11 protein-coding genes are annotated in these 19,595 nt (G+C 30.8%); 4 read left to right on the forward strand and 7 right to left on the reverse strand.

Annotated features, from left to right (window positions below; translation table 11 throughout):
- Nucleotides 1–390: 390 nt before the first annotated feature.
- Nucleotides 391–5,403: a discoidin domain-containing protein gene (locus BR82_RS17650; protein ID WP_051592758.1), complete on the reverse strand. Its 5,013-nt coding sequence runs from the start codon at nt 5,401–5,403 to the stop codon at nt 391–393.
- Nucleotides 5,404–5,912: 509 nt separating this feature from the next.
- Here BR82_RS17650 and BR82_RS0106035 point away from each other — a divergent pair.
- The gene (locus BR82_RS0106035; protein ID WP_027089457.1) at nt 5,913–11,720 is read left to right on the forward strand and encodes a lamin tail domain-containing protein; all 5,808 of its coding nucleotides are present in this window, start codon (nt 5,913–5,915) and stop codon (nt 11,718–11,720) included.
- A gap of 148 nt (nt 11,721–11,868) precedes the next feature.
- The gene (locus BR82_RS0106040; RefSeq protein ID WP_084300726.1) at nt 11,869–12,981 is read left to right on the forward strand and encodes an IS110 family RNA-guided transposase; all 1,113 of its coding nucleotides are present in this window, start codon (nt 11,869–11,871) and stop codon (nt 12,979–12,981) included.
- 127 nt (nt 12,982–13,108) lie between these two features.
- On the opposite strand, the gene BR82_RS0106045 is transcribed toward BR82_RS0106040, so the two are convergent.
- Genes BR82_RS0106045 through BR82_RS0106055 form a run of 3 tightly spaced genes read right to left on the reverse strand, consistent with a single transcriptional unit; the run spans nt 13,109 to nt 14,271 of the window.
- Nucleotides 13,109–13,864, reverse strand: coding sequence for a hypothetical protein (locus BR82_RS0106045; protein ID WP_240474517.1), 756 nt, complete (start codon nt 13,862–13,864; stop codon nt 13,109–13,111).
- A gap of 14 nt (nt 13,865–13,878) precedes the next feature.
- Nucleotides 13,879–14,007 (reverse strand): hypothetical protein, encoded by a 129-nt coding sequence (locus BR82_RS17805; RefSeq protein WP_261794259.1) that lies wholly within the window; start codon nt 14,005–14,007, stop codon nt 13,879–13,881.
- 48 nt (nt 14,008–14,055) lie between these two features.
- Nucleotides 14,056–14,271, reverse strand: coding sequence for a DNA methyltransferase (locus BR82_RS0106055; RefSeq protein ID WP_008792838.1), 216 nt, complete (start codon nt 14,269–14,271; stop codon nt 14,056–14,058).
- Between the two features lie 5 nt (nt 14,272–14,276).
- Here BR82_RS0106055 and istB point away from each other — a divergent pair, with 5 nt between their 5' ends.
- Entirely contained in the window at nt 14,277–15,029 is a 753-nt protein-coding gene (gene istB / locus BR82_RS0106060; RefSeq protein WP_027089460.1) for an IS21-like element helper ATPase IstB, read from the forward strand.
- 268 nt (nt 15,030–15,297) lie between these two features.
- The gene (locus tag BR82_RS15265; protein ID WP_051592759.1) at nt 15,298–16,167 is read left to right on the forward strand and encodes an IS21 family transposase; all 870 of its coding nucleotides are present in this window, start codon (nt 15,298–15,300) and stop codon (nt 16,165–16,167) included.
- On the opposite strand, the gene BR82_RS0106070 is transcribed toward BR82_RS15265, so the two are convergent.
- The 3 genes from BR82_RS0106070 to BR82_RS0106080 all read right to left on the reverse strand — a co-directional run bounded on the left by BR82_RS0106070 (nt 16,159) and on the right by BR82_RS0106080 (nt 18,614).
- A complete protein-coding gene (locus tag BR82_RS0106070) occupies nt 16,159–16,386 on the reverse strand; it encodes a hypothetical protein (RefSeq protein WP_027089461.1) in 228 nt (75 codons plus the stop codon). The two genes, BR82_RS15265 and BR82_RS0106070, sit on opposite strands and share 9 nt — an antisense overlap.
- A 123-nt stretch (nt 16,387–16,509) precedes the next feature.
- The gene (locus tag BR82_RS0106075) at nt 16,510–17,316 is read right to left on the reverse strand and encodes an ExeA family protein (protein ID WP_051592760.1); all 807 of its coding nucleotides are present in this window, start codon (nt 17,314–17,316) and stop codon (nt 16,510–16,512) included.
- Nucleotides 17,316–18,614, reverse strand: coding sequence for a DDE-type integrase/transposase/recombinase (locus tag BR82_RS0106080; protein ID WP_027089463.1), 1,299 nt, complete (start codon nt 18,612–18,614; stop codon nt 17,316–17,318). Before BR82_RS0106080 ends, BR82_RS0106075 begins: the two co-directional genes overlap by 1 nt.
- Nucleotides 18,615–19,595: the final 981 nt, after the last annotated feature.

Here is a 19,595-nt window from a genome sequence, read left to right on the forward strand (position 1 = left end):
AGCATTAATATAAAATCAAACAAATAAAAGAATGTGTATAAAATTATAACAGCATAGAAAAAGTGGTAAGTTTTTAATTCGAAATAATTTTTCTAAAAAACTTACACATTTTACTTGACAAACCCGGCTTCTACTTAAATTTCCTTGCAAAACAAAAGCACTGATCTGGTGCTAATGTTTAAAATTTTTTGAGATATTTTCAAATTTGCTTGACAAAAACAAATCACGAAATTTTCCATATAAACAATTCAATAACAAAGTATATTTTTTCAAAGATAAAGCATAAATTAGTCATAGTCACAAATAAATTCTAACTAGCCCTAACCAGTATTTTCTATTTAACAAATTTCTTTAAAAAACGGTTATGAAAATTCATAACCGTTTAAAGAATTAATCTACTTTTCTTCTAAATGCTGTATATCCAGCCGCACTTAATAATGCCATTGTTGCAAACATTCCAACTAAACCATTATCTCCTGTTTTTACACTTACTATTGTATCACCTTTATTTACTGGTGTACTTACTGTATTATCAGTTGTTACAGTTTGTAATCCAGCAATAGCTTTTGCAAGAACATCTTTTGCACTATCTACTTCTTCTTGAGTTGCATTTGAAATATCAAATACTACTTTTGCGTCATTCAATGCATCACTTAAAACTTTATATGATGCCTTTGTATAATTAGCTGCGCTTAATCCATTTGCTTTGTTGATTAAATCTTCTAATAAAGTTTTATCAGGGATTAATCTTAAATTTATAAATGCAGTTACTAATTCATTGTATACTTTAGTTATTTCTTCTTGCATTGCATTTTCATCGTTGTATACACCAGTTGCCACTACTAAAGCCTCATTAAACGGTACCCATGTAGCTTCTGTGTATTTACTAGCTTCTAATCCACTAACCTTATCAATAAATGCTTTTAACGCTGTTTTGTCACCTTTAACAAAGTCTAGCATATGCATAGCTGTTGCAAGTCTGTCAAATGCAGCATTTACTTTATCTTGAGTTGCACTAGTATCATTATAAATTCCATTAGCTTCATCTCTTGCTTCTTTGAATTCTTCAACTACTGCCGGTACGACATTAGCTAAATCTTCATCAGTAATAGCATTAGCTAAATCTAGGGCAATCTTTAATAGTGTTTTATCTGCCTCTTTTGCTGGTTCATTAGGTTTTAAAATACCTTCTGCATTCTTTAATGCTTCAACCATTTGAGCTATTTCTTCTTGATCAGTTGCATTTTCTAATACATCTCTAGCTTCATCTAATAAAGTATTAAATTCTTCAATACTTTCTTCAGTACAATTTGTTGTATCAACTTTTTCTAATTCTTCAATACGTTGACTTAAAGCATCTGTATCTAATTCAATCTTACCATATACTTTAAATTCTGCAGCTGCAACAATTGTATTATTTGAACCTTGTTTCCAGTGATATGTATCATTTGCACTTAAACGTACATATTTGGCTTCAACTGGGGATTCAAAAATGATATCAGTAACCCCGTTACCTTCTCTTACTGTAGCACCAGTTGCTACTTGTTTCCATTCTTGACCATCCATACTTGTTTCTACAACATATTCTAAAATATTACCTGTACAATTTAATTTTTGAGTAGCATCAAATCTTGGAATATATTGTACTTTGTTTACTGTATAAGCATTTGACAATTCATAAGTTAAATATTGTTTTTCAGTTTTATTGTTAGCAGTTTGTGCACTTGCCCAATAAGTGTTTGTATTAGCATCATTTGCATTATTAGCTACAGCACCTTCAGTGCTATCATATGTAGTAGCTGTTGGCTTAATATTTTCATTTGAGATTAATCCTTCTTCACTACTATCAGTTGTAAATTCATTGTATCCTAATGCTCTATCTAATACTTTTATACCTAATTTACCTTCAAATCCATCGCTACCAAGGATCGTCTTAGCAGCTTCGATAACTAATGTTTTATTATCTTTATCATATGCTGAACTTTGTAATGCTCCATCAACATATAATTTTAAGATACCATTATTTTCTTTAATTGCTTGAATTTGATGATCAGTACCATCATTTACTACAACTTTAGATGTAGCTGTTGCATTACCTAATGTAAAGTATGCTTTACCTTCAGCATTAATTCCTACTGTATATCCTTGACTAGCAAGTTCTTTATTAGTTGTTGTCGTATTAACATCTACAACCACACTAAATCCATTATCATTACTTAATGATTTTGCTACAGTTCCTACAACTTTAGAACCAGTTACTTCATCAGATTTAACAGATAAAGCTGTATTATTTTTATGGAATATTACTGATTTTTCAGCTTTAGCAACTTTATTTCCATTTAAATCAGAAATATCTTTAGCAGTTACAACAACTGTTGCATTGTTTGTTGGTTTAGTTGCCAATTCAATTTCATAAAAAACTTGATCAACGCTCTTACTAACGTTAGCTATTTCTGCAACTTTTCCGTTTACTGTAACATCAAAATCTGTTCCAATTACTTTTTCATCAAATTTAACATTTAATGTTTTATCTCCATCAGTTGATAAAGTTGTATAAGTAGGAGCTTCTACATCTTTAGTAGTTGACAAAGACCAAAGTCTTGTTTCACCAGGTTGTAAAGTAACAGTTACTTCTTGACCATATGTAAATTCTTTATAGTTATCATTTCCACTTTCTGGCATATTATAACTATGAATTCCTGTACTATATAAAGTTTTATCTTTAATAGACTCTGCAAGACCAATATTACGATCTAATGTAAATGTAATTGTTTGTACTTCGTCATCAGGATTACGCATTGAAATAATTCCATCCTCACCATCCCAAGCAGAGAATCCATATGCTTCAAATTCTGTCGATTGACCAATTCCACCTAATTTAACACCATTAGCTGGATTTCCACCAAACATCTTAGCATTTTTTAAAATATGGAAATTTTCTTCTGCCCATGCTAAGAATTCAGCATTTACTTCATACTTACCTTTTGTCATAATTGAATCTGAATAATACAATTCCCAGAAACCTGTTCCACGAGTTGACATCATGTATAAGTAATTTTTAAATTGTTCATCAGTCATTGAATTAATATTAATTTGTGTACCTTCAACCCCATAAACCGGATCATGATTATAAAGGTTTGCAAGCGGGAATTGGAATTCATGTTCTTTAATGAAGTCATAATAAACAGCTTCACGGTAAGTTAGCATGGTATCCATTTTGTTATTAATTGGACCAGCATCACCACGGTCATGTGTACATTGAATCCATACACTGTTTGCCCATTGTAAATACCAAGGGCTTGGATTTACATAACAAGTTAATGAAATCCATAAATCATTGATATTGTCATCAATTTCACTTTGACGAACTGCTTCAAACAAATCAATCCATGCTTCCCACATATCAGTTACATGATACATATTTTTATATCCACCTGTCATGTGATTATTTGCATATCCAGGTACCCCATCTCTAGCAGGGAAAGCATTAAATTGCGCTCTATCAGCAAATCCATCCCATTTCCAATAATTAACTTTATATTCTTTTTGCCAATTTACAGCCATTTCTTGGAAATTTTTAATGTAGTTACGATCTGCTACATCGATTGAACCTCCAGCTTTACTTCCTGTACCATTTTTAACTAAAATATCAGCTAAAGAACTATAAAAGTTATAACCACCACGTGGTCCAACCCATACCCCAAAGTTACTTCCAAAATTATTTACTAATTCACTTGAAGGTGTTAATCCTTGAGGAAATTTACTGTTGAATTCCCAGAATCCTGTTTGATTTAATGTTGTTCCAGAACGTACTGCATCTACAACATGTGTATCATTATAGTTATTCCATCCATCATCTACAACATATGAATCTAATGGTCTAACACCTGTATTACTCAGTTCTCTATCAACTTCAATAAATGAATCAAGAATATTTTTATCATCAATTCTCATCATATTATCAAACCATGAATTATATTGAATTCTAAATTCAGAAGGTGTTGCAATAGATTGGATATAATCATAAAAATCTGCCTGAATTACAGAATTATCAGTACTTCTAGCAGCACCAGCTACTGTTTGCCATGTCATATAATTAGTCATGCCATCATTGCTAGTAGCTTGCTTATCGTCAACTAATTTGTTAAATGTTTTTCCTGTATAATATCTGATATAACCGTTATCATCAACGATTTGTGTATCAGTTGCAGGAAATTCACATCCCATAAACATACCTTGAATATAGATTGGCTGTCCTAAATTAGCTTTAAATTCATCCATTTCAACAACGCCACCTTTTCCAGTTGGAATAGTCCAAGTAGCATCACTTTCATTAACATTTAATGATTCTAAATCAATATAATCGATTTCAGCTTCTCCTGCATGTTCATCAGGTACACTAATTTCCATATATTTACGCATGAAGTGATCCCCTTCATACATAACAACAACTTCATTAACTGTATAATCTACACCTTTGAAATTATATGGTTCAAAAGAAAATGTTACTTTTTTACCAATTTTTTCTATGTTATTAATTGTAGCAGTAGTATCTTCTACTGTTACTCCATTTTCCTTTAAAGTCAAATCACTTGCTTCAAAAGAACGTGCATTATCTTCTTCAACAGGTGCCTTTTCTGCATGTAAATTAAATTCTGCTCCACCTGCAAATTTTGCTCCATTATTAGATGAAGTCGCAACAAACTTAATTTGTGTTGCTGTTGTAGCTTCTTTTAAATTTACATAAATAGGATTTACTCCTTCATAAACAAAATTTCCTTTAGCAACTTGTTTCCATTCAGATGAATCAACTGCTAAATCATCACCAACAGGTCCATTATAAACCCATAATTCATATCCTTGAATATTTCCATTTGTCTCTTCACCTTGTTGTCTAGGTGTATAAGAAAATGCTTGAAATGTTTCTTCACCTTTTAAATTAATTACAACGTTATGAGGATATTCTTGGTCACCAGTTCCCCCACCATAATTAGTATGCCAGATTGAATTAACATCACCGTCTAATAAATTTTGTGCTGGTCCATCACTTGGTCCTGATGGGTTATGAAAACTATCAGCTGTCGCTGTCCAACCATTACGATTAAGTGCCGGTACAACTGGAGCATCTTTTTGCTCTTTAGTTGTTTTAATAATAAATTCTTCGCTGCCTGTCGCTGGTTCAAACGTTGTTTTAGCACGTTTATTTTCAATACTAGTAGTTTTTAATTTATTATCTACTGTTGAAAATTCCCTTTCAATATACTCGTTTCCAATTGTTACAATGTTATTTGAATTAGTTACTTCAATATCAGAAGCTGCTAATGCATCTAACTTATTTGTATTCATTGGGACACAAGATAATGTAAGAGCTAAAACTAATGAACCTTTTAAAATTTTTTTCATTTTTCTTTCCTCTTTATCTTTTCTTAATGTATGTTTATATTTTTAGTTAAACTACTGGTGATTTAGTTCATACTAAAAATACATTAGATATTCTAGCATATTATTTATTTTAATCATTTATAATAATTAGTAATCATTTTGTATAAAATGGCTATAAATATGTTGCAGGCTTAAAAATATGTAAATTTGCTGTATTAAAAAGGATAAAATTTATGTTAATTAAATAAAATATCTGTCTGGTTTGACGTTTTGTCAAATAATAGTTTGTAAGTGGCAGATTTGTAGGTTTCCAAACGAATTGAATTTCCTTATATCCAGTGGACTTAGTCTTTGTTAAATGTTAACATGGTTTATTTTAAAGTCTAATTTGCTATTTTAAAATAATTTTATCAAAGTAAATATTTAGTAAAGGTTATATAAAAGAAAATTAAGGAAAAAATTACTTAGTATTAACATACTTTGTTGATGATTTTGTTATATTACCTTTGTAATATCAGGAGGACGAAAAAATGACGAAGAAAAAATCAAATAAAGTAATTAAAGCCACAATGGCAACCTTGGTGACAACTCTTGTTGTAGGTAGTAATAGTGCTATTTCATTACAAGCAGTTAATAATGATAATAGTGACACAGCTATCTTAAATGAAAATAGTGTTACATCACCAATTATTATTAGTGAAATAGTTGCTGATAGCCACCAGAGTGATATGACAACAACTAGTGGTAGAGATGCATTTGAGTATTTTGAATTGTATAATACTAGTAATCAAAGTATTAATTTAGATGATTATCAAGTATTATATGATAATGGTAGTACTATTAGTGAGTGGAATTTACCTGCTAATACAATTTTACCAGCTAATGAAGCTTTGATTGTTTGGATTCAAAATGAAGAAAGTAAAGATTTAGATTTAGCTTTGTTTAGAGAATATTATAATTTGTCAGCTGATGAAGGACAAATTGTTAAAACTGAAAATATTGTTAGTGGTTTTTCTAATAGTGGTCAAAGAGAACTGCGAGTTACAGTAAAAAATACTAAACAAATTTTAAGTTCAGTTATTTATAATGATGAAGATGTTAAAGTACAAACAAAAAAAGGAATTAACTTTATTTACAATTCTGGTAGAATTCAAGAAAGTACTTTTAGTTATGACTTGGATCCTACACCAGGTAGTTTGATTGAACAACAAAAATTAGAAAGTAAGTATCAATTTGTAACAGTAAGTGATGGAATTGTTACCATTAATACTGTTCAAGAAATCAATGCCGGCGAAGCTTTGGTTGTAAAAGCTACGACTAATTTACCAGGAGTTATTTTAAAAGCAACTTTAAAGGTAAATGATAAAGAATATGATATGACATATGATAGTGACGGTAATTATGTTTATAGTGTCCCTGCTAGCGAAATTAGTAATGAGGATCTTTTAAATATTACTGCTACTTTTAATGATGGTATTAATGAAATTACTAGTGCAACTCAAACAGTTACTGTTAATGAAGGGGCGGTTGAATTTGCTTCACCATTGTTGATTAGTGAATTATCACCAAATAGTACTAATGTTTCTGGTAGTGATGCGTATGAATATTTACAGATTTTTAATGTTAGTGACCAAAGTGTAGCTGTAAATAATTACCAGCTTGTTTATGTTAATGGTAATAAAGAAACAGTTTGGAAATTAGATGATGATATTGTCTTAGATGCTAAAGAAGTATTAACAGTTTGGGTTGTTAATGAGACAGTAGAACAAACTGGCTTAACAGTTGCAGATTTTAATAATAATTATGGTACTAATTTTGTCGCTGGTGATAATTTTACAACTATTCATAGTGATGGAATGAGCAATAGTGGTACTCGTGGATTTAAAATTATCACTAATACTAATCAAGAATTAACATCGGTTAATTATACTGCTAGTGATTCTAGTAATGGTAAAATCGACACAGATGAAGCTATTTATTATAATTACACTTCAAATTCCGGAGTGCCAGTTTATGATAATGAAGTAACATTAGGAAAATTAAATAGTCAACAATTAATTACGGGGCGCTATATAACACCAGCGATTGTAGAAAACCCTGAAGTAGAAGTTGGGGCAGATAGTTTTGTAAGTGCAAATAGCAATTTCACTGTCAGTGTAGAAAATACTAATCTTACAAACACAATTATTGATGCTAAGTTAAATTTATATCAGGATGAAAATGTAGTAGCCAGCTATGATTTATCATATACTGATGGGATTTTAAAGGTAGATGTACTTGCTCAAGATTTAGCTGCTTATTCAAATTTAACATATGATGTTACTATTACTGATGGTTTTAATAAGGTGACTTCTGTTAAGAAAACTGTAGTAATCGAACAGCCAGGAATGATTGATCAAAGTAAGGTTGCCCCCTTGGTTATTAGTGAAATTATGCCTGATAGTTCTAATGTCGGTGGCAGTGATGGTTATGAATTCATTGAAATTTATAATAATTCAAATTTGGATATTAATTTAAAAGATTATAAATTGTATTATAATTATCCTGATCAAGGTGTAGATGGTGATGTTATCTGGTATGAAACTAATGAGGATAAAATTATCAAATCACATGATACATTAGTTTTTTGGATTAAAAATGGTGCTAATGATGATTTACAAATTAGTGATTTTAACAATAAGTTTAATACTAATCTAGATAGTGATCATTTAATTTCGATTTATAATGCTGGAATGGCAAATGGTTCGGCTCGTGGGTTAAAAATAACTTCTAATATTAAAGATGTTTTAGATTATGTTTTATATAATATGGATGGTGTTGATGATACTGCAGCTGATAAATCAATTGTATATCAAAATAGATATGATGGTTCAACTTTTACTAGTACGCTAATCGATAATAGCGCTGAACCAACACCAGGAACAGTAACTGAAAAACCTATGTATGAGGCTGTTTTACCAGAAACTGTTTCTTTGATAGAATACAAAGATCAAACACCAGCTACTTTTAATGAAGCTAACGATTTAACTTTCTCGCTTGATGCTAAATCTAACGATACAACAATTAAGAGTGTTTACTTGTATTTAAAAGATAATAATAGTGAAGATTTTGAAGTTTATAATTTATTACGTAATTCTGGTGATAATTTTTCAAAAACATTACCAGCAGTAGATTTATATAATAAATCATCATATACATATTATTTTGCTATTAGCGATGGTTATCAACAAATAACAACACCAGTTAGCACAGTTAATAATGAAAAACCAGTTTCTACTGGCGATCAAATTAATATTAGCGAAGGTGCGATTATTAACCAAACTGAACAAATTATTGGTACCGCTAATAATTTGATAATTGATGATCAGGATGTAACTGATAAAGCAGTCAAATCAATTAACGGAAACGCACGAATTGTTTTTGATACTACTCAAACAGATGTTTTCTTTAAAAATGCAGTTGCAATTGGAAATGATGTAATTGGCGTTTTCAATGAAGGTACTTATAGTGACTGGCGGACATATGCTTATGATATTAATGCTAGCTGTTTTGACAGTGATTCAAAAACAATTACTATTGCTTTCCATGCTGGTAATAAAGCTAATGCTTTAGAACACAATGTTGAAAATAACGATGACTTTACTATAAAGAATATTAGATTAACATTACCAGATGGTACAACTTTAAGAGCTGGTCAGTATAGTGCTGTTTATGGTCTAGGAGCAGTTGAACATACTGAAGATAACTGGAAACCAGATAGTCCAGTTGAAGTTAATGATATTACCCCTGAAAAAGAAATTAGTATGGGTGATGGTACAAGCAAAGTTGAAATTTTATATGCTACTTTCACATTAGATGATCAAAACTTTAATGCTTTACGTTATGATCTTGATACAACTGCGTTAGAAGATGGTACTCATAGTGTAACAAGTGGTAGCAAGACGGTATCATTTGTTAGTGATAATACCGCACCAGTTATTGAAACTAATATGGTTGAAGGTCAAATTTATCATAATGGAACTATTGAAGGTAGTGCCCAAGATGCTATTTGTGATACGAGTACTTTAATTGCTGCTCTTGATGGGGAAGGAATTGAATTGCCTTATGATTTCCGTTCATTAGAAATGGAGCCAGGTAATCATCAATTAGTATTAACAGCTTCAGATATGATTGGAAATGTTACTAGTAAGGTAATAAATTTTGTAACACCAGAAGAAAATGCAGCAATTAATGGGGAAATAACACCAGTAAGTGGGACAACTGTTAATGGTGATCCAACATTTAAAGTTACTGTAAGTGATAGTACTGATGATTTAATGCAGGTTGCTTTCAAACATGGTGAACGTTATCTATTAGGTGATGCTAATATTACTTCATCTAGTGGTATTAGTCAGATTGCCGGTAATAATACTCAGGATTTCAGTGGTGATTCTGGTGATGGATTCCCTTATCAACAGTTTGATGTTAAAGTAACTGGTGATATAAGTGATGATGCAACTGTTAAGATTGATTGGAAAGGTAAATCTAATAATCAAAAGACTTTTATGTATGCTTATAACTATGCAACTAATACTTTTGATAAATTAGATACGGTTATGGAAATTGATGGTGAAACCATGAAATTAACCGGTGAAGTAATATTAAAAGATCACTTACTTGATCAAACAATCAAAATTATGGTTCAAAATGGTGAAGGATATACCCCTGATCAATATAGAGAAGATTTTACTGGTGCAATGTCTAATCCAGCAGATACACCAAGAGAAAACTATGATTTTACATTTGCTGTTGAAAGTGATACTCAATATTATAATGAAGACTTTGATGGCAATCCAGATCAAGATGTTGATGGAAACTATCAATATCAATTAGATATTCATAATTGGTTATTAGCTAACCGTGAACGGATGAATATTCAGTATTTATTCCATGATGGTGATATTATTGATGATGAAGATCAAGTGCAAGAATGGATCAATGCTGACAATGCTTATAAAATGCTTGATGATGCTAATATGCCTTATGGTGTTTTAGCTGGTAACCATGACGTTGGTCATTTAAGTGGTGATTATACTTCTTTCTCCAAATACTTTGGTGAAGATCGTTATAATCAAAACCCATGGTATGGTGAAAGTTATCAAGACAATCGTGGACATTATGATTTAATTACTGTTGATGGCATTGACTTTATCATGGTATATATGGGGTGGGGTATTGGTAATCAAGAAATTCAATGGATGAATGATGTTTTAGCTCAGTATCCAGAAAGAAAAGCAATTTTGAATTTCCATGAATACCTATTAGCTAGTGGTGGTTTAGGTGAAGAGCCACAAAGAATTTATAATGAAGTCGTAGCTGTTAATCCTAATGTTTGTATGGTTTTATCTGGTCATTATCATAATGCTCAAACAGTAGTATCGCAGTTTGATGATAATCATGATGGTGTTAATGATCGTAATGTTTATCAAATGTTATTTGATTATCAAGGTTTAGCTCAAGGTGGTATGGGTTATATGCGTTTGATGCATTTTGATAATACAAATGGACAAATAATTATTAGAACATATTCACCTTCATTAGATGATTATAATGCTAAAGATGAAAGTAATATTGGTGATGTAGCTGATATTAATGGTGAAGAAGAATTTGTAATTAATTATAGCGATTTAGGAATTACACCAGTTCAAAAACAAATTGAAACAACAAATTTAGATGTTAATATTTATACTGATGATACTTTTGGTACAGTTAATGATGTAAGAAGTAATCAAGAAATCAGCTATACATTAGAAAATGCTCCTCATGGATTATTTGGCTGGTATGTTGAAATTAGTGATACTAATGGTGGTTTAACAAGATCAAATGTTAATTATGTTAATATTGATAAACAAAATATTAAACCAACAATAGTATTACCTGATGATGAATTTAATAAGATTGCTGTAGGAACAGATTTTGATCCATTGAAAGATGTTAAAGCTTTTGACAGTCAAGGCAATGATTTGACTAGTCAGATTGTTGTATTAGGTAGTGTCGATGTTGATAAAGCTGGTAGATACGAGTTGACATATCAAGTAACTGATTGCTTTAACAATGTTGCTATTGTAACTAGAGTAGTAGAAGTTGTTGAAAATGATGACGATCAAGATATCAATGTTCAACCAGGAAACGATAGTAGTGTAAATGGAAATAATAGTACTACTAGTTCATCTGCCAATGCACCACTTACCGGTGATCTTGCTAATAGTAATTATTTAACATTAGCAGTTGTAAGCTTAATGACTTTTATAATAATGATCAAAAAATATTTAAAAAATCTAAAAAATATTCATAAATAATGAATTAAATTACATAGAAATAGAGAGTGTAATATAAACTGTGTAAGTCAGTAGCGTACGGATTGACTTCACAGTTTTTATTGTGAAACAAAAACCACGTGCTATTGAAGTGAACCCAGAAAATTGGAAACTTTAAAAACCTATTGTAATTGACTTATTTAACTGTCATGAACCTTTCTTCTTTCCTAATAATTCTGATGGTTTTGATTCTTTTATCAAAGCTGTTAAAAAATTTAAATCACCTAGACATATTGTAGGCTTAGAAGCCACCGGTCATTACGGTGACAACCTTATCAGCTTTCTAATCAAACACGATTATGAGGTTGCTTTAATTAATCCATTAACCACTGATGCCAAGCGCAAGTCTAAAATCCGCAAGACTAAGAATGATAAAAAAGATACTTTTCTTATCTGTTCAGTACTCTTTGACAGAGACTATACTAAAGTCACTCAGCATAAACTCGATATGAAACAGGCTCGAGAATTAACCCGTTATCACGCTTCAATTACTGAAGATATCAATCAAAAGAAAAACCGTCTTCAAAAGTGTATCGATATCGTTATACCCGAGTTTAATTCATGGTTTAAAACCAAGTATTCCAAAACTTATATGGCTGTTTTAAAAGAATTTGGAAGTTCTTATAATTTAGCCAAAGCTAATCTTACTCATCTCAAAAACGTTCTAAACCCTAAAAACAAGGGGTATCATGTAGAGATAGATGCATCATCTCTTCGTGATAATGCAAAGAAATCTATTGGCGAAAATAACGAAGTTATTGCTCTTGAAATTAAGATGCTTATTGAAAATATTGAACTCTTAACCAGTCAGCTTAAAACTATAGACAAAAAAATAGAAGAATTAGATGCTAAACTAGATTCTCTTATCTTCTCGATTCCCGGCATTGGGATTTATACGGGAATGTCTATTTTAAGCGAGATTGGTGATATCCATAACTTCAGCTCTGCTGTCAAAGTCATGGGATTTGCAGGTGTAGACCCCGGTACTTATCAGTCCGGTGAATACAGCGCTCCTCAAACAGCATTGTCTAAACGTGGTTCGCGCTACCTAAGAAAAAATCTATATCAGTGCATTCTTACAGTATGCAAATACAATCTCACTTTCAATAAGTATTATAAACTAAAACGGTCACAAGGTAAATCCCATAGATGCGCCCAGGGCCATTCAGTACGAAAACTTATAAGAGTAATCTATAAATTATTGTCTGAAAACATACCATTTGATGAAAGACAGCTGATTTAAAAATATTTAACTTAATATTTTTAAAATTCTGCATAAAGCAGTAGTTTTCAGTGTACACAAAATTCACTTTTCAAAGAACTAAAAAATATTTCAGCTAATTATCAAAAATCACTTGATTTATATATAGTTAGCTTTCCTGTAAAAATTCTACTTCTCCATTCAGTATATTTTTTGTATTAGGTATCTGCAACCACGCTCTTTCAAGTTCATCATTGCAATATTCTCTCACTTTATCTGGCAGGCTTTCCCAGATTTCTTTAAATTGAAGTGATTGAGATAATCTCCACTCAGCTACATCTTCTCCTCCGTATTGACCATACTGATATTGATCGCATGCATCAAAATGTTTGTGAAATGCAATATTTTCAACACAATTAACTATCGCTTCTTTTACTTTAATGTTTTGTAATTCTTCATTTGATAACTGACCTAAAATATGATATGGAATATTTACATTCATAGTGGTTAAACGTATAATTATTTCTTCGATTGAAAAATTGGCATTACTTGACAATTCATTCAGATAGTCGAGTATTTTATTCCCCTCGTTATATTTATCATTTAGAAACAGGTATAAGTTATCGTCTAAGTCATTATTACCACTTAACTTAAAACTGTGAAAACTTATATCAGTATATGGTTCAGCATATAGATCCCCAAATCTGTCACCTCCAGGATAATTAATAATCAATTCCGTTTGATTTGTTAGATGAATAATATCTCGATGATCATAATAAAAATCGTTTCTTTCATCAATGTTTTCCCAACTAAACTCATTTTCAGGAAATTCAATTTTAATGTATGATATTACATCGTGTATTTTTAGTTGTTTTGTTTTTTCGATAAGATTTTCAATTTTAGTTTTGATTAATTTATTTTCCATATTTTTTCTCCTTGTTATAATCCTAAATCATAATCATTTTCTAATTCCTCATATCCGACAATACTTTCATTAGAATATGTAATACGATTGATATCAATTATAGTAGCTTCTTTATTCAGCTGTTCTTCTATATTTTTTTTCATTAGATTAAAATTTTCTTTTGCTAAATTTCTTTTTTCTTGTGAGGTATTTTATATATTTTCAACTCCTTCAATAACGATTGCATTTCTAGACATATTCAATGCAGCCACGGCTAAATTACTGCTTCCAGCAAACTGATCAAGAATAATTTCATATGGAAGCGATATATAACCGATTATTTCCTCTAGCAACTCGACAGGTTTTTCAGCCTGATGCACTCTCTTAGTTATACTTTTTGGTTGATAGTTAAACTGCGAAGGAAGCATACCTGATGTTCCGCTCATGTAATGAACAATTAAATTATTTAAAATTGAAATCAGCATATTCATATTTAAATTCATTAATAATGAATAATGAAATAGATGAAGAACAACTACAGGTAATGCATAAAATATTGAATAAGGAAGTAATAGCCAAGGAGGAAAATAACAGACTTTATAATGTAAAGGTAGCAGCATTTCCTTTCTTAAGAAAAGTTGACGATTATGATTTTAATTTTCAGCCAGGCATAAAAGAAGAAAAAATAAGATCGATTATTGAATCGGATTTTTATGAAAACGCAACAAATGTTGTTTTTATAGGTAATCCAGGTACGGGGAAAACGCACTTAGCAATAGCAATTGCATATACAGTAGCCATTAGACGTAATAGTGTATATTTTATTAAATTTAATAAATTAATCAATATTCTAAGACAGGCATATAACGAGGGCACTTTAGAAAGAAAAATAAAACTATTTTATAAATATAAACTGCTAGTCGTTGATGAAGTTGGATTTAATGAGATATCACCATTGGAGGCCAAATTGTTTTTCCAATTGATTGATATACGATATACGAAACGATCTACAATTTTTACCAGCAATATTTCCTTTGATAAATGGCCACAGATATTAGGCAATGATGAAATGATAACTAAAGCCATAGTAGATAGAATTCTTCATTACTCATATTTATTTAATATTACAGGACCATCTTATCGAATCAAGGATAAATTGAATCCTAAAAAAACTGAGAACACTTAAGTGCAACAAATTGGTCAAATTATCTTGACTTTTATAAGGTATACATAATTGACAGTTAAATAAGTCAATTACAATATACCAGGAACGATAAAAATTAGTTTTTATCAGATATCTTAATTGTTTAAAACGTCGCTCGGTGATAGATCTTACTTGTTATGAATGTAGAATTATAAATGATACTATTAATACGTACAAAAATGATCATATAAAAATGTACAAAATCAATTATATATAATATAATAATCCAGTTTTATTGGAGGATTATATTATGATTATGAATTTATCAGTTAATTCAAGTATCGAAATCAAATCTTTACTTGAATTGAAAGTATTAATAGAGGAGTTAAAATTGAAAGTTAATAAATCACAGATTGCAAGAGAGCTTGGTGTAGATAGAAGATTAATAGATAAATATATGAATGGTTATACCAAGCCAGAGAAAAGAAAAAGAAAAAGTAAGTTAGATGATTTCTATCATATAGTATATGACTTGCTTATCAACCAGAAAACTCAGGTTTTCTTTTATAAAAGAGTTTTATGGCAGTATCTAAAAGATAATCATGGATTAGAATGCTCGGCTTCACATTTTAGAAAATGGATCAGTCAACATGAAGAATTCAACAAATATTTTAATGGAAAAACAAACAGAACAGTAAATGGTGAAGTTAGAAATTGTTCTACTAATCATCAGGCAATCAAAAGAGAGAGTGGTATGGGAGTTGAAGCACAACTAGACTGGAAAGAAAGTATGAATTACACATTAAAAACTGGTGAAGTTATTAATTTGAATATCTTTGCCCTTGTTTATTCCTATTCAAGATATAGTGTTAATTTTATATCACTTACCAAGAAACAAGGAGCTCTATTTCATTATCTTGATCAGGCTTTTGAATCAGCAGGTGGTATACCTGATATCCTAAAGACCGATAACATGAAAACGGTTATGGATGAAGCAAGAACAGAGTATTCGAGCGGAAAAGTCAACGTTAAGTTTCAACAGTTTGCAGATGATTATGGATTTATGGTGAAACCATGTATTGCCGGAAATGTTAAACTGCAAACTCTCCCCACTTTGCAACTGCAAATTAAAATAATCAGATTTTTATACTTTTTGAATTGTAACCGCAAATTATTTTAACTTGTTATCTGTTAAATAAAAAAAGAATGCAATTATGCATTCTCTTGTTTTTTCATATATCGCTTTTATTCCATATGCTATTTTTAAACTTATTTCAATATCTTCAAATACTTCATATATCGCTTTCATATTCCAATAGACATCTCTTGGATGTGCAAGTTCTACATTTTTTCTAATATCAATAAAATGTATGCACCATTCATTTAATAAATGCTCCATCTGACACCATATTATTTTATCTTTTATTTTTATTGAAAAATCATATACTGGTGTTATTACCAGTCCTTCTATTGTTCCTACACACTTTTCTTCTTGTGAATTTCTATATATAATCCATAATCATTACCCAATCATCAATTCCTTGCTTGCTTTCATTATTAATTCACTATCTATTACATCTTTTTTATAATGCATTCCCAGTATCAGACTCTTGTTTATTAAAAGGTTGAGTATTCTTACAGAAGTATTCATTAATGAATATAGTGTATGATAACATTCTTCTTTGAAAAGATCGCTTCTGCAGTTAACTGATTTGAGTCTTGAGACAACATAGTTTTTGACCTCTTCTTCATTGAAGCCAGTAAATGTATAATTCATATTGATGCGTTGTCTAAATGGTTCAAGTGATTTGAGTCTTAATGTTCTTAAAAATTCATTCTGCCCTACAAATATAAGTGTGCAGTAATCTTTAGAATCATAATCAAAATTCATAAGCATGATGAATTCTCTGAGTACTTCTTTTCTTAAAAACTGTGCCTCATCAACAGCTATGATGACTTCCATCTTGTTTTCTGATGTCAGTCTTTTGAGTTCTTCCTGTATCTGATTGAACATTTGCGATTTCTTCGTTGTTTCTTCCAGACCAAGTGCATCATTAAGCATACGATAAAAATCAATCGCTGTTATAGTTGTCATGCATATATAGATGACGACATAACGATTTGGATTGAGTGATTCAAGTGTCTTTCTTAAACATGTCGTCTTTCCCATTCCTGGACTGCTTAAAAATACACCAATACCCCTTGAACGTATGATAAAATCCAGTCTATTTGTCATCTGATTGAAATCATTCGATGCATAAAGTGTTGAAACTGTTGCATCCTTGGTAAAAGGATTTTTATCCATTCCATAATATGTTGTCATTTCCATCAGTAAATGATCTCCTCTCTTCTTGTTTTTCCATTTTCAACTCTATCTGTTCTCTTTAGGAATACTTTTTTCTTTTGTGATGTATCATAAAGATATGTTCCTTCAAAAGTACGAGGATTATAACGAATAATAACTCGAATCCCTATATAAACAGAAGGAACATCAAATAATACATTCTCTATAAGAACTGTTGAATCTCCATTAACCTTTCTTGTCGTTTCATGAAGAAATACATCATCAAGCCATGAAGAATAATCAGCCGGTGATTTATTGGAAAGTCTTGATACTTCAATATCTCTCATATCATACATATACCTTTCAAATGGTGTATGATTATCGTGTTCATCATCTTTCATGGATGAATGGACCGTTCTGTTGTATTCATTGATCCATTTATTGAGATCATCATTCAATTGATGGAGTGACTGATAATCACTTCCTTTATGTACATCTAAAAATCTCATTTTCATGGTATGAAAAAATCTTTCAATAACAGCTTTTCCCGTTGGAGAATAAGGGGGATTATAGATAATCTTAGTTCCCAATTTTGCTTCTATTTCTTTTGTGCTCTTATTTTTATAGCTGCTTCCATTATCTAAGATAATGACTTTGCTTCTCCCATACCTTAAAACAGCATCATGCCACACTTTTTGAAAGTTGACTGCATTATCATTGAAAAAGAATTCAGCACCAACGATCATCCTTGAATGATTATCAATAATAGCTATCAGATATGTTTTTCGATATTCTCCATTTTTATCAAAAATATAAAATGTATGACATGTATCAGCTTCATATCCATCACATGAATGGGCAAATTCCCAAGCCCTTCTTTCTTTGGTCAGTGTTTTACCCTGTCCGTTTCTTAAACCACTGTTTTTGATATAACGCTGAACCGTATCTACCGAACAGTCTCCTTGATTTAACACACCATCTTCGATCATTTTTTCATAGATCATAACTCCTGTTATTTTAGGATATTCTTTAATGAGATTAGCGATATATTTCTTATGTTCCTCATCAAGTTTCCTGACTCTCCCAAGATCGAGTCTATCTTTAGGCATAAGTCCTTCAAAGCCAAATTTTCTGTAAATATGGAGCCAGTATTTCATTGTCTGTCCAGAAAAGTGGCGTTTTGTACCATCAGGCCATTCAATTTCACTGTTTCCAATGCGCTTGAAATAGGCAGTTATAGAATCATCAGTAAATGTATGTGAAACAACTGGCGCAATCATCGAAAATTTGACCTGTGCTACAAGCTTTCGATACTCATAGCTGTCTGTTTTTTGTATATTCATATTATTTTACCTCCTGATTTGAGTATAGAACAGACAATCATGAAATGACATTGCCAACATATTTATTTGATTATCTTTCAAGAACGATCAGGATATTGATTGAAACAGCTTGCGACTGTTTTGAAAAAGAGTATGAAGAGTCATACCGAAAATATCACTGATGAGACTTTCGTAGTCATAGATCAAATGAATGAAGAAATGCATATGATATTTATTTTTTAAAAAGCTGAATATCCTTAAATAATATGAATATTTTTTTATCCAGCGGTAAAGTGTTGAAACAGATATCTGAAATATATTGACGATTTTTTCAATGGTCAATGAAGAAAACATCTTCAAAGAGAGGACATGAAGTACAAAAAATATGGAATATGATGAATGAGGTATGATAAAAGAAGCAGGCAAAATAGAATGAAAATGACCGTCATTACGGCAGTACATCACAGGGACTTCAAGCATCTGATCATCAATTTGGCCATTATGAAAAGAGATATAATGTCTCTGATAGGACTGATAATATTTGATATTGGAAGATTTACAGACGATGCCGTTATGAGTATGTAAAGATGACAGCTCCAAATGATTGAGACAGTAGAATTCGAAATCGCGGATTTGTGAAAAAGAAGGTTCATTATAGAATTTAATATTTTGAGAATCAAAAGCTGACTTGTTTGAGTTTCGATAAAAAATAAAGAACAGGTAGAAAGTCATTCACAACTTGCCTGTTCTTGCTTGTTTTATAAGGAAAATCAGCCTCGAAAATGTTATAATTTATTTAACCAGATAAACAAAATTTAGGAGGGATTTTCCATGAACTATTTTACCACAGATTTATATGAAACCAAAAGAGAAATTGTTATTTTTTCAGATAAACTTGCTTCTGGTCTTTCTAAGCCTGAATGTAAATTTGTAATGGATATGATGTTTGGTCTTTCTAGAGGTCAAAGTATTTTATTGAGTGATGTATCTCGTGCTCTTAAT

Origin of the sequence: Thomasclavelia saccharogumia DSM 17460 (assembly GCF_000686665.1) — a bacterium.
In the GTDB taxonomy this organism is placed as follows: Bacteria; Bacillota_I; Bacilli_A; order Erysipelotrichales; family Coprobacillaceae; genus Thomasclavelia; species Thomasclavelia saccharogumia.

Excerpts from the sequence above, each read along its gene's own strand:
- istB (WP_027089460.1), top strand. The coding sequence starts at position 14,277 with ATGTTCCGCTCATGTAATGAACAATTAAATTATTTAAAATTGAAATCA.
- BR82_RS15265 (WP_051592759.1), top strand. The coding sequence starts at position 15,298 with ATGATTATGAATTTATCAGTTAATTCAAGTATCGAAATCAAATCTTTA.
- BR82_RS0106055 (WP_008792838.1), bottom strand. The coding sequence starts at position 14,271 with ATGCTTCCTTCGCAGTTTAACTATCAACCAAAAAGTATAACTAAGAGA.
- BR82_RS0106045 (WP_240474517.1), bottom strand. The coding sequence starts at position 13,864 with ATGGAAAATAAATTAATCAAAACTAAAATTGAAAATCTTATCGAAAAA.
- BR82_RS0106075 (WP_051592760.1), bottom strand. The coding sequence starts at position 17,316 with ATGGAAATGACAACATATTATGGAATGGATAAAAATCCTTTTACCAAG.
- BR82_RS0106080 (WP_027089463.1), bottom strand. The coding sequence starts at position 18,614 with ATGAATATACAAAAAACAGACAGCTATGAGTATCGAAAGCTTGTAGCA.
- BR82_RS17805 (WP_261794259.1), bottom strand. The coding sequence starts at position 14,007 with ATGAAAAAAAATATAGAAGAACAGCTGAATAAAGAAGCTACTATAATT.
- BR82_RS0106035 (WP_027089457.1), top strand. The coding sequence starts at position 5,913 with ATGACGAAGAAAAAATCAAATAAAGTAATTAAAGCCACAATGGCAACC.
- BR82_RS0106070 (WP_027089461.1), bottom strand. The coding sequence starts at position 16,386 with ATGGAGCATTTATTAAATGAATGGTGCATACATTTTATTGATATTAGA.
- BR82_RS17650 (WP_051592758.1), bottom strand. The coding sequence starts at position 5,403 with ATGAAAAAAATTTTAAAAGGTTCATTAGTTTTAGCTCTTACATTATCT.